Source organism: Streptomyces sp. NPDC001880, from assembly GCF_053594575.1.
The window spans coordinates 85,085-97,033 of the sequence record NZ_JBSFET010000005.1 but is presented as its reverse complement, the minus strand read 5'-3'; the positions used below and the strand labels follow the sequence as shown (position 1 = coordinate 97,033).

The window sequence follows — 11,949 nt, the reverse complement described above, 5'->3', positions numbered from 1 at the left end:
GTTCGTCCTGCCCGGAAACGTACCCTTTTCTCAGATCATCCCTTCAGGAGTGACAGCGTGCCCGAGCTGCCCGAGGTCGAAGTCGTACGACGTGGTCTCGAACGCTGGGTCACCGGCCGGACGGTCGGCGATGTCGAGGTGCTGCACCCCCGTGCCGTCCGCCGCCATCTCGCCGGTGGCGTGGACTTCGCGGCCCGGCTCGGCGGCGCCCGCTTCGGTACGGCGATGCGCCGCGGCAAGTACCTCTGGGTGCCGCTGGACGACGCGTCCAGCTCGCTCCTGGGTCACCTCGGCATGAGCGGTCAGCTGCTCGTGCAGCCGCAGGACGCACCCGACGAGAAGCATCTGCGCATCCGGATCCGCTTCGACGACTCCCTGGGCACCGAGCTCCGCTTCGTCGACCAGCGGACCTTCGGCGGGCTCTCGCTCCACGAATGCGCCGCCGACAGCACGGACGGGCTGCCCGACACCATCGCGCACATCGCCCGCGACCCCCTGGACCCGGCGTTCGACGACGCCGCCTTCCACGCGGACCTGCGCCGGCGCCGTACGACCGTCAAGCGGGCCCTGCTCGACCAGTCGCTGATCAGCGGCGTCGGCAACATCTACGCGGACGAGGCGCTCTGGCGCAGCAGGCTGCACTACGACCGGCCGACCGCGACCCTCACCCGCCCCAAGTCGGCCGAACTGCTCGGCCATGTCCGCGACGTGATGAACGCGGCGCTCGACCAGGGCGGCACCAGCTTCGACAGCCTCTACGTCAATGTGAACGGCGAGTCCGGCTACTTCGACCGCTCGCTCGACGCCTACGGACGCGAGGACGAGGCCTGCCACCGCTGCGGTACGCCGATGCGCCGCCGCCCCTGGATGAACCGCTCCAGCTACTTCTGCCCGCGCTGCCAGCGGCCGCCGCGCACGACCGCCTGAGCCGCCCGTCGTAGTGGTCGCGGGCCCGGAGCACCTCGGGCATCCGGCCCTCGACGAGCCAGTGCCGCGGCAGGCAACGTTTGCCCGTCGAGGAACGGCGTGCGGTGCGTGCTCTCGGCGTGGCGGCCGGAAGTCCTCGCACTGGATGTACTCGGGCTTTCGTCCGGTGCGGCGAGAGCGCGTGCCGGGCGTCGCGACGGGGCGAACGTTGCCTGTCGGGGCACTGGTTCAGCGCGAGCAGCCGCTCGGCCACCTGCCGGCCCAGGGGCGTCAGCTCGTGGTCGACGCGCGGCAGGTGGGTCGGCTGGGCCTCGCGGTGAACCAGGCCGTCCCCTTCCAGGGCGTGGAGCGTCTGGGCGAGCATCTTCTCGCTCACCCCGCCGACCCGGCGAGGGAGCTCGTTGAAGCAGAAACTGCCTTTGTGCAGCCCTCCCGGTGTCGGGCCGCCCCGGCGCCCGGTGACATGCTCCGGCGTGCGGCGTGAGGGGCACTGTCCGGAGAACGCGTCGAAGGCGGGCCCGTCCGGACAGGTGTTCTCGTCCCTGCCGAGCGGCGTACGCCCGCACAGCGCTCACCGCCGGAGCGCGCCTTCTCCGGGGAGCGCTCTGCGCGGTGCGGGTCAGAAGCCGAATTCCAGGGTCCACCAGGGGCCGCCGGAGCCGTAGTGGACACCGACGCCGAGCGTCTTGTAGTCGCAGTCGAGAATGTTCGCCCGATGGCCGTCGCTGTTCATCCAGGAGTCCATCACGGCCTCTGCGTCGGCCTGGCCGCGGGCTATGTTCTCGGCGGCGAGGCCCCGCACACCGGCCTTCGAGGCGCGGTCCCAGGGGGTCCGGCCGTCGGGGTCGGTGTGGTCGAAGAAGCCGCGGGCGGCCATGTCCTCGCTGAAGTCCTGGGCGAGCGAGGCGAGCGGGGCGCTGGCGGTCAGCGGGCTGCAGCCGACCTTGGCGCGCTCCTGGTTGACCAGGGCGAGCACGGCGGACTGGGCGGAGGCGGCGGTCGGGGACGGAGCCGGGGCGCCGCGGGTGGCGGGTGCGGAGGTCCTCGGTGCGGAGGTCCTCGGTGCGGCCGACGACTTCTCGGTGGCCGGGGCGGTGCTCTTCCCGTTGTCGGCCTCGGCGGACTCCGACGGTGCCGACGGGGACGGCTCCGCCCGTTCGGACATCCCGGACGTCTTCGAAGGGGATGCGGGAGATCCGGTGGGGGACTCGGCCCTTGTCGGGCCCTCGGCCCGGCCGGTGCCGCGGCTGGCCGGGGCGGCTGCGGTACCGCGGTCGCCGGGTGCGGTGCTGGAGCCGCCCTGGGTCAGCAGATCGGGGGCGTCCTCGGCCCGCACCCGGTCGGCGCCGTCGCCCAGGCTGTAGCCGTCGCCGCCGGGCACCAGGCCGGAACCCACCGCCACGGCTCCCACGGCAAGGGCCGCCAAGACGCCGATCAGTCCCGTACGGACAGGCGCTCCGGAGCGCTTTCCGCGGTGCCCGCCCCGGTTGTGGCCCACGCCCTCTGCCGCATGGACCTCAGCGGCCGGAGCCGCGGCGGAGCGTCGATGACGTCCCATCTGCTGAGCCCTTCTGCGGTCTGGACGCCGCATCCGGCGTCAACACGCCTCACCCGTTCGAGTGAGGTCATTGCGTCGGGACTGTACGCCATGCCCAAAGGCAGGAGGTGCTCCGAGAGCGATCGGCCGGTTAGCGTTCGGGCATGAACGAAGACGTACGGCTCACCGCATGGGTGCGCGGCCGAGTGCAGCAAGTGGGGTTCCGCTGGTTCACCAGGGCAAACGCCCTGGAGATCGGTGGTCTCACCGGTTTCGCCCTGAATCTCGACGACGGCAGGGTGCAGGTCGTAGCCGAGGGGCGACGTGAGAATTGCCACCGCCTGCTGGACTGGCTGCGCTCGGACGACACACCCGGCCGCGTGGACGGAGTCACTGAGATATGGGACACCCCGCGCGGTGGTTACAAGGGCTTCGCGATCCGCTGATCCGGGTCCGGTCCGGGGGTGCGGAGCGGTCTGTGTTCGGACTGTGTTCGAATCGCTGCCGGGGGTTGTCGGGCGGGGTGCTCATCTGCGTACACATGAAATGACCTGCGGAATGACCGGGTGGTTGCCAAGATTCGGTTGGCGTGCCAGGCTGCGGCAGTAAGGATGATCTCCACGCCCCCGCAGGGCCCCGCAGGAGAGTTGCGCCGCATGATCGCCGAGCCGCGCGCCCTCGGGCTGCCCGCCTCTACGGGGTGTGATCGTGTTGACCGTCAAAGTTTTTGGTGAGACGCTGAAATCCCCGCGCACCTGAACTGTTTGGCAGCGCTGTTTGGCAGCAGAACAGCAGTGACGACAGAGCACTGCCGAGCACCGCGGGTGCGAATCCCTCACGACCCACACCGCATCGGTCGGTCACTCAGTGTGGAGGACCATCCATCATGGCAAAGGCGCTTCTCGGTTACGTCGGCGGTTCCGACCCGCGACTCCTCGCCGAGATGCGACGGCTCCAGCAGCGCGTCCAGGATCTCGAATCCGAGCTCGTGCGGATTCAGGACGAGAACGACGCGCTGAATGCCGCCGCCCAGCACCAAGAGTCGCTGCTCGACAGCATCGACATCGACGTACCTCAGGCGGAGCCGGCGCTGACCTGACCGATGGCCCCCAGGGCCGGTCGGGCCGTACGCGTCAGCCGTCCGAGATCATCACCCGGATCGTCGCCGGATCATTGAAGATCGCTGTTCTTGGTCTGTCACCCTCGTGACATGTCCTTGATTCGCCATGCCCAGCTGCACCAGCAATACGGCACGTAACACCGCACAAGATTTACAAGGGACGCTTCGGCGTCCCTTCTTTCTTTTTCCGCCGGGTCCTTTTCCGCCCGGACGTGCGCGGGACCCGCCCCCGACGTGCACCCCTTCCCTTAACGTCTGATGTGCCCTGCACCTTCATCAGCGAAACCGAGAGCGAAAGGTAGAGTCCGGCGGCGTGCACCTCAAGGCCCTGACCCTGCGTGGTTTCAAATCGTTCGCCTCCGCCACGACGCTGCGGTTCGAACCCGGCATCACCTGTGTCGTCGGCCCCAATGGGTCCGGCAAGTCCAATGTGGTGGACGCGCTCTCCTGGGTCATGGGGGAACAGGGCGCCAAATCCCTGCGCGGCGGCAAGATGGAAGACGTGATCTTTGCCGGCACCACCGGCCGGCCGCCGCTCGGACGGGCCGAAGTATCGCTGACCATCGACAATTCCGACGGCGCACTGCCCATCGAGTACGCCGAAGTGACGATCACTCGGATCATGTTCCGCAATGGCGGCAGCGAGTACCAGATCAATGGCGACACCTGCCGGCTCCTGGACATCCAGGAACTCCTCTCGGACTCCGGCATCGGCCGCGAGATGCATGTCATCGTCGGTCAGGGCCGACTGGACTCCGTGCTCCACGCCGATCCGACGGGCCGTCGCGCGTTCATCGAGGAAGCCGCGGGCGTGCTCAAGCACCGCAAGCGGAAGGAGAAGGCGCTGCGGAAACTGGACGCGATGGGGGCCAACCTCGCCCGCGTCCAGGACCTCACCGACGAGCTGCGGCGGCAGCTGAAACCGCTCGGCCGGCAGGCGGCCGTGGCGCGCCGGGCCGCCGTCATCCAGGCCGATCTGCGCGATGCCAGGCTGCGGCTGCTCGCCGACGACCTGGTGCGGCTGCGCACTGCGCTGCGCAGCGAGATCGCTGACGAAGCGGCACTCAAGCAGCGCCGGGAGGCCGCGGAGGCGGAACTCAAGGCGGCCCTGGCCCGCGAGGCGGAGCTGGAGGACGAGGTGCGGCGGCTGGCGCCGCGGCTCCAGCGCGCCCAGCAGACCTGGTACGAGCTGTCCCAGCTGGCCGAGCGGGTGCGTGGCACGATCTCGCTGGCCGACGCCCGGGTGAAGAGCGCCTCCGCCCCTCCGGAGGAGGAGCGGCGCGGCCGCGACCCCGAGGACATGGAGCGGGAGGCGGCCCGGATCCGTGAGCAGGAGGCGGAGCTGGCCGCCGCGCTGACGGCCGCGGAGCACGCGCTGGAGGACACCGCCGCCCACCGTGCCGACCTGGAAAGGGAGTTGGCGGCCGAGGAACGCAGACTCAAGGACGCCGCCCGCGCCATCGCGGACCGCCGCGAAGGGCTCGCCCGGCTCAACGGTCAGGTCAATGCGGCCCGCAGCCGGGCCGGTTCGGCGCAGGCCGAGATCGACCGGCTGGCCGCCTCCCGGGACGAGGCGCGGGAGCGGGCGGTCTCCGCCCAGGAGGAGTACGAGCAGCTCAAGGCCGAGGTCGAGGGCCTGGACGCCGGGGATCAGGAGCTCGGCGAGCGGCACGACGCCGCCAGGGCGGAGCTCGCGGAGGCGGAGGCGGCGCTCTCCGCGGCCCGGGAGACGGCCACCGCCGCGGAACGGAAGCGGGCGGCGGTCGCGGCCCGCCACGAGGCGCTGGCCCTCGGTCTGCGCCGCAAGGACGGAACGGGCGCGCTGCTGGGCGCGCGGGACCGGCTGTCCGGCCTGGTCGGTCCGGCCGCGGAACTTCTGACGGTGGCGCCGGGGCACGAGGTGGCGGTGGCGGCGGCGCTGGGCGCGGCGGCGGACGCGGTCGCGGTGACGGACCCGGCCACGGCGGCGGAGGCGATCCGGCTGCTGCGCAAGGAGGACGCGGGGCGGGCGGCGCTGCTGCTGGGCGGGGTGCGGCGCGCCGGGGCCCCCGGGCAGGAGGGTGGCGATGATGCCGGTGATGGTGCCGGTGCCGGAGGGCCGTGCGCGGTGGCCGACCTCGTCCGCGGGCCTGTCGAACTGATGGACGCCGTACGCAGACTGGTGCGGGACATGGTGGTCGTCGGCACGCTGGAGGACGCCGAGGACCTCGTCGCCGTACACCCGGAGCTGACGGCCGTGACCGCCGAGGGGGACCTCCTCTCGGCCCACTTCGCGCACGGCGGTTCCGCCGGGGCACCGAGCCTCCTCGAAGTGCAGGCCTCGGTCGACGAGGCCGCCGCCCAGCTGGAGGAACTGGCCGTGAGGTGCGCCGGGTCGACCGAGGAGCAACGGTTCGCGGGGGAGCGGCGCCGGGCCGCCGCCGGGCTGGTCGAGGAGCTGGGGGAGCGGCGCCGGGCCGCCGAGCGGGAGAAGTCCGGGGTGTCCCAGCAGCTGGGGCGGCTGGCCGGGCAGGCCCGTGGAGCGGCTGGTGAGGCCGAGCGGATGACCGCGTCGGCCGCCCGCGCCCAGGAGGCCCTCGACCGGGCGACCGAGGAGGCCGAGGAGCTGGCCGAGCGGCTGCTGGTCGCCGAGGAGACGCCGGTCGAGGAGGAGCCGGACACCTCCGTGCGCGACCGGCTTGCCGCCGACGGTGCCAACGCCCGCCAGACCGAGATGGAGGCCCGGCTCCAGGTGCGTACTCACGAGGAGCGGGTCAAGGCGCTGGCGGGCCGGGCCGACTCCCTCGACCGCGGCGCCCGCGCCGAACGGGAGGCCCGCGCCCGCGCCGAGCAGCGCCGGGCCCGGCTGCGCCACGAGGCGGCGGTGGCCTCCGCCGTCGCGTCCGGTGCCCGTCAGCTGCTCGCGCACGTCGATGTCTCCGTCGTACGGGCCGAGCGGGAGCGGGTGGTGGCCGAGGCGGCGAAGGCGGAGCGGGAGCGGGAGCTGGCGGCCGAGCGCAGCCGGGGCCGCGAGCTCAAGAGCGAGCTGGACAAGCTCACCGACTCCGTCCACCGCGGGGAGGTGCTGGGAGCCGAGAAGCGGCTGCGGATGGAGCAGCTGGAGGCGAAGGCGCTGGAGGAACTGGGCGTCGAGCCGGCCGGGCTGGTCGCAGAGTACGGCCCCGACCAGCTCGTACCGCCGTCGCCGGCCGCGGAGGGCGAGGAGCTGCCGCAGGACCCGGAGCATCCACGCAATCAGCCGAAGCCGTTCGTCAGGGCCGAGCAGGAGAAGCGGCTGAAGTCGGCCGAACGGGCGTATCAGCAACTCGGGAAGGTGAATCCGCTCGCCCTGGAGGAGTTCTCGGCGCTGGAGGAGCGGCACAAGTTCCTCTCCGAGCAGCTTGAGGACCTGAAGAAGACCCGGGCCCACCTGATACAGGTCATCAAGCAGGTCGACGAGCGGGTCGAGCAGGTGTTCACGGAGGCGTACCGGGACACGGCCCGCGAGTTCGAGGGCGTCTTCTCACGGCTCTTCCCGGGTGGCGAGGGCCGGCTCGTCCTGACCGACCCGGACAACATGCTCGCGACCGGTGTGGACGTGGAGGCGAGGCCGCCCGGCAAGAAGGTCAAGCGGCTCTCGCTGCTGTCCGGCGGCGAACGCTCGCTCACGGCGGTGGCGTTGCTGGTCTCCATCTTCAAGGCCCGGCCGAGCCCGTTCTATGTGATGGACGAGGTCGAGGCGGCGCTCGACGACACCAATCTGCAGCGGCTGATCCGGATCATGGAGGAGCTCCAGGAGAGCTCGCAGCTCATCGTGATCACACATCAGAAGCGGACGATGGAGGTCGCCGACGCGCTGTACGGCGTATCGATGCAGGGCGACGGAGTCTCGAAGGTCATCAGCCAGCGACTGCGCTGAAGCCTTGGCTCCACATTCAAGGCTTCAATGTTCTCTGGGGGATTTCTCGATAAATCTGCTCATGCTCCTTCGAGTATTTACTTCGAAAAACGGGTGAATGACCGGTGATCGAGGTCCGCGGCGGCGATTTTGCGTTCAAGTGGTGGCGGTGGGGAAGTTATGCGCCACTTGGAGGAGTTCGCCCCCACACCTGACGACGCGGCCAGGCATCAGGAGCTCATGTGACCAGCACATCCCAGGGACCGGCGTCCGGAGCCCGAGTGGCCCACCCGGACCACCTCGGCCATGTCATCTTCATCACCGCGGCCGCTGCCATGGGCGGCTTCCTGTTCGGCTACGACAGCTCCGTCATCAACGGCGCAGTCGAGGCGATCCGCAGCCGTTACGACATCGGCTCGGGGACACTCGCCCAGGTGATCGCCATCGCGCTGATCGGCTGTGCGGTCGGCGCGGCCACCGCGGGGCGCATCGCCGACCGCATCGGCCGCATCCGCTGCATGCAGATCGCCTCCGTGCTCTTCACCATCAGCGCCATCGGCTCCGCGCTCCCGTTCGCGCTCTGGGACCTGGCGATGTGGCGCATCATCGGCGGCTTCGCCATCGGCATGGCCTCGGTGATCGGCCCGGCGTACATCGCGGAGGTCTCGCCGCCCGCCTACCGCGGCCGGCTCGGCTCCTTCCAGCAGGCGGCGATCGTCGTCGGTATCGCCATCTCCCAGCTGGTCAACTTCGGCATCCTGCAGCTCGCCGACGGCGACCAGCGCGGAAGGATCGGCGGCCTCGAAGCCTGGCAGTGGATGCTCGGCGTGATGGTCGTCCCGGCCGTCCTGTACGGGCTCCTGTCCTTCGCGATCCCCGAGTCGCCGCGGTTCCTGATCTCGGTCGGCAAGAAGGAACGGGCCCGCAGGATCCTGGAGGAGGTCGAGGGCAGGAGCGTCGACCTCGATGCCAGGGTGACCGAGATCGAGACCGCGATGCACCGCGAGCACAAGTCCAGGTTCACGGACCTGCTCGGCGGTCGCTTCGGTTTCCTGCCGATCGTCTGGATCGGTATCGGGCTGTCGGTCTTCCAGCAACTCGTCGGCATCAATGTGGCGTTCTACTACTCGGCGACGCTCTGGCAGTCCGTCGGCATCGACCCGACCGCCTCGTTCTTCTGGTCGTTCACCACGTCCATCATCAACATCATCGGTACCGTCGTCGCGATGGTCTTGGTGGACCGGGTGGGCCGCAAGCCCCTCGCGCTGGCGGGCTCCACCGGTATGGCCATCGCCCTCGCCTTCGAGGCCTGGGCCTTCTCCGCCGACCTGGTCGACGGCAAACTGCCCAGCACCCAGGGCATCGTGGCGCTCGTCGCGGCCCATGTGTTCGTGCTTTTTTTCGCCCTGTCGTGGGGTGTCGTCGTCTGGGTCTTCCTCGGCGAGATGTTCCCCAACAAGATCCGCGCCGCCGCGCTCGGCGTCGCCGCGTCCGCGCAGTGGATCGCCAACTGGGCGATCACCGCGAGCTTCCCGAGCCTGTCCGACTGGAACCTGTCGGGCACGTACATCATCTACACGTGCTTCGCCACGCTCTCGATCCCCTTCGTACTCAAGTTCGTGAAGGAGACCAAGGGCAAGGCGCTGGAGGAGATGGGCTGATCAGGACGTTTCCGGTGCGACCGCCTTGCAGAACAGCCTCAGACTGCGCCACCCCTCCTCGACCGGCATTCCGCCGCACAAGGGATGCAGCACCAGGCTGTCCAGCTCCGCGGCCGCCGCGGCGCACTCCTCAGGGGTGACGACCCGATAGACCCCCTCGGCCCGCAGTTCCGGCACCGTCGTCGCCGCCGAACGCACGGCGGAGCGGATGTCCTTGGACTGCCAGGAGGCGTAGGTGCGCGCCTCGTGCAGGAAATGCTCGCCGTATTCCGACCAGGTACGGTCAGGGTCCTGTGACACGTGCAGCAGCGGTGTCTCGGCGGCGGGCATCATGCAGAAGCCGTCCGTCCCGAACTCGGTACGCCGCTCCTGGTAGTACGCCTCCAGCTCCGGCAGATGCGCGCTCGGGAAGAACGGCAGCCCGAACCGGGCCGCCCGCCGCGCCGCCGCCCGCGAACTGCCGCCCACCAGCAGCAGCGGGTGGGGCCGGGTGTACGGGCGCGGCGTGACGCGGACCGTACGGCCCCGGTACGGGAACGGCTCACCGGTCCACGCCTGCAGCAGCGTCTCCAGGAGCTCGTCCTGGAGCCTGCCGCGCCGGCCCCACTCGACGCCCGCCTGCTCGTACTCCTCGGGCCGGTAGCCGATCCCTGCCACCGTCACCAGCCGGCCGGCGCTCAGCAGGTCCAGGACCGCGATGTCCTCGGCCAGCCGCAGCGGGTCGTGCAGCGGGCCGATGATCGCCGAGACGGTGACTGCGATCCGGCGGGTGGCGCCGAAGACCGAGCCGGCGAAGACGAAGGGGGAGGGCAGCCAGGAGTTGGCGACGCCGTGGTGCTCCTCGGTCTGCACGGTGTCGATGCCGTGCCCGTCGGCGTACGCGGCCATCTCCAGCGCGGCGCGGTAGCGGGCCGAGAGCGACTCGGGGGTGGCGTCGGGATCGACGAGATTGAACCGGACCACTGTGAAGGCCATGAGACTTGTCCCCATCGTCGGGCGGACTCGGCGGGCGGGACAGTAGCTGACGCAGCGTCAGAAGTGTAGGGGTGCGACCTTGTCGGGCTCACTGCCGTCGCTCGGGGTCCCTCCGGCGGGGTGCGGCAGGATCGCGTACACAGTGGCGGAGACCGCGATCGTGGCCGCCCGGCCCAGCCCCTGGTGCCCGATCCAGGTGGTGGCGAGGGGCCCGGTGAACCACCGCACCCCGGTGAAGCGGATTGCCGCGCTGTCCGAAGACGGCCCGGAAGATCGCCATGCCGGGCGCCCCGCCCCGGCTGCCGGTGATCGAGACCAGGGCGACCGGTCCGAAGCCTATGGCCGGGGCGAGGACCGCGGCCGCCGGCACCTGCCGGAGATTCAGCCCGTTGAAGACGACGAGCCCGGCGCCGACGGTCAGGAGGAGCGCGGCCGGGTTCGCGCCGACCCGGGTGGGGGGAAGAGGGGCCGGACCCGGCCGGTGCGCTCGTTGCCGAGAACGGGCCCCAGGCTGCGAGCCTCCACGGCCAGGGTTGTACCTTTACCGCCAAAAGGTGCATAACGCTCAAGGGGATGTCCTGGGGATCCTTCGGGGCGGTCCCCTCGGGCGGACGTGACTGATACTGGGTGGGTTATGGAATTCGTCATCCTTGCTGTAGTCATCGCCCTGGTCGCGGTCGGCGTGATCAGCGGGCTCGTGGTCAGCAGCCGCAAGAAGAAGCAGCTGCCCCCGGCGCCGTCGAGCACGCCGACCATCACTCCTCCCGCCGAGCCCCATGTCGGCGAGGAAGCCGAGACGCCGCGCGAGGAACCGCGCCGCACCATTGATGAGGTCGGCCCGCCCGAGGCCGAGGCTCCCGTCGAGGAGGCCCCCGAGGCCGTCGAGCCGGAGGCGCCCGTCGCCCCCGCTCTCGAAGTGCCCGAGCCCACCGCCGGCCGTCTGGTGCGGCTGCGCGCCCGGCTCTCCCGCTCGCAGAACTCCCTCGGCAAGGGACTGCTCACCCTCCTGTCCCGCGACAACCTCGACGAGGACACCTGGGAGGAGATCGAGGACACCCTCCTCACCGCCGATGTCGGCGTCGCGCCCACCCAGGAACTGGTGGAGCGGCTCCGCGAGCGCGTCCGCGTGCTCGGCACCCGTACCCCCGAAGGGCTGCGCGCGCTGCTGCGCGAGGAGCTCCTCACCCTGCTCGGCACCGACTTCGACCGTGCGGTCAAGACGGAGAGCGGCCTCGACACCCCCGGCGTCGTGATGGTCGTCGGCGTCAACGGCACCGGCAAGACCACCACCACCGGCAAGCTGGCCCGAGTGCTCGTCGCCGACGGCCGCAGTGTCGTGCTCGGCGCGGCCGACACCTTCCGGGCGGCCGCCGCCGACCAGCTCCAGACCTGGGGCGAACGCGTCGGCGCCCGCACCGTGCGCGGCCCCGAGGGTGGTGACCCCGCGTCGATCGCCTTCGACGCGGTGAAGGAAGGAATCGCCGAGGGTGCCGATGTGGTCCTCATCGACACCGCGGGACGGCTGCACACGAAGACCGGGCTGATGGACGAGCTCGGCAAGGTCAAGCGGGTCGTCGAGAAGCACGGACCGCTCGACGAGGTCCTGCTGGTCCTCGACGCCACGACCGGGCAGAACGGTCTGGTGCAGGCCCGCGTGTTCGCCGAGGTCGTGGACATCACCGGCATCGTGCTCACCAAGCTGGACGGCACCGCCAAGGGCGGCATCGTCGTAGCCGTCCAGCGCGAGCTGGGCGTGCCGGTGAAGCTGGTCGGACTCGGCGAGGGCCCGGACGACCTGGCCCCCTTCGAGCCGGAGGCGTTCGTGGACGCCCTGATCGGCGACTGACACCTC

General features: G+C 70.7%; 9 protein-coding genes and 2 pseudogenes. 6 read left to right on the top strand and 5 right to left on the bottom strand.

Features of this window, described 5'->3' with window-relative positions; translation table 11 throughout:
• Positions 1 to 57 precede the first annotated feature (57 nt).
• On the top strand, positions 58 to 927 hold the full coding sequence (gene mutM, locus ACWCQ6_RS04935) for a bifunctional DNA-formamidopyrimidine glycosylase/DNA-(apurinic or apyrimidinic site) lyase (protein ID WP_451085489.1): 870 nt from the start codon (positions 58 to 60) through the stop codon (positions 925 to 927).
• A gap of 220 nt (positions 928 to 1,147) precedes the next feature.
• Here the strand turns inward: mutM and ACWCQ6_RS04930 are convergent.
• Together ACWCQ6_RS04930 and ACWCQ6_RS04925 are read right to left on the bottom strand one after the other, a co-directional pair.
• Positions 1,148 to 1,495, bottom strand: a pseudogene (locus ACWCQ6_RS04930) (winged helix-turn-helix transcriptional regulator); the annotation flags it as partial.
• A 51-nt stretch (positions 1,496 to 1,546) separates the two neighbouring features.
• Positions 1,547 to 2,485: a CAP domain-containing protein gene (locus ACWCQ6_RS04925; RefSeq protein ID WP_451085487.1), complete on the bottom strand. Its 939-nt coding sequence runs from the start codon at positions 2,483 to 2,485 to the stop codon at positions 1,547 to 1,549.
• A gap of 143 nt (positions 2,486 to 2,628) precedes the next feature.
• Between ACWCQ6_RS04925 and ACWCQ6_RS04920 the strand changes: the two genes are divergently transcribed.
• From ACWCQ6_RS04920 to ACWCQ6_RS04905, 4 genes are all read left to right on the top strand, one after another.
• Positions 2,629 to 2,910, top strand: coding sequence for an acylphosphatase (locus tag ACWCQ6_RS04920; RefSeq protein ID WP_451085485.1), 282 nt, complete (start codon positions 2,629 to 2,631; stop codon positions 2,908 to 2,910).
• Between the two features lie 440 nt (positions 2,911 to 3,350).
• On the top strand, positions 3,351 to 3,563 hold the full coding sequence (locus ACWCQ6_RS04915; RefSeq protein WP_018551753.1) for a hypothetical protein: 213 nt from the start codon (positions 3,351 to 3,353) through the stop codon (positions 3,561 to 3,563).
• 334 nt (positions 3,564 to 3,897) lie between these two features.
• Positions 3,898 to 7,482 (top strand): chromosome segregation protein SMC, encoded by a 3,585-nt coding sequence (smc, locus tag ACWCQ6_RS04910; protein ID WP_451085483.1) that lies wholly within the window; start codon positions 3,898 to 3,900, stop codon positions 7,480 to 7,482.
• Between the two features lie 221 nt (positions 7,483 to 7,703).
• Positions 7,704 to 9,122, top strand: coding sequence for a sugar porter family MFS transporter (locus ACWCQ6_RS04905; protein WP_451085481.1), 1,419 nt, complete (start codon positions 7,704 to 7,706; stop codon positions 9,120 to 9,122).
• Here the strand turns inward: ACWCQ6_RS04905 and ACWCQ6_RS04900 are convergent, their stop codons facing one another.
• The 3 genes and pseudogenes from ACWCQ6_RS04900 to ACWCQ6_RS04890 all read right to left on the bottom strand — a co-directional run.
• Positions 9,123 to 10,097, bottom strand: coding sequence for an LLM class flavin-dependent oxidoreductase (locus tag ACWCQ6_RS04900; protein ID WP_451085479.1), 975 nt, complete (start codon positions 10,095 to 10,097; stop codon positions 9,123 to 9,125).
• A gap of 57 nt (positions 10,098 to 10,154) precedes the next feature.
• Entirely contained in the window at positions 10,155 to 10,325 is a 171-nt protein-coding gene (locus ACWCQ6_RS04895; RefSeq protein WP_451085646.1) for a hypothetical protein, read from the bottom strand.
• Positions 10,315 to 10,622: pseudogene (locus tag ACWCQ6_RS04890) on the bottom strand (cytosine permease); the annotation flags it as partial. The pseudogene ACWCQ6_RS04890 and the gene ACWCQ6_RS04895, both read right to left, overlap by 11 nt.
• A 109-nt stretch (positions 10,623 to 10,731) precedes the next feature.
• Between ACWCQ6_RS04890 and ftsY the strand changes: the two are divergent.
• The gene (ftsY, locus tag ACWCQ6_RS04885; protein ID WP_451085477.1) at positions 10,732 to 11,943 is read left to right on the top strand and encodes a signal recognition particle-docking protein FtsY; all 1,212 of its coding nucleotides are present in this window, start codon (positions 10,732 to 10,734) and stop codon (positions 11,941 to 11,943) included.
• Positions 11,944 to 11,949 lie beyond the last annotated feature (6 nt).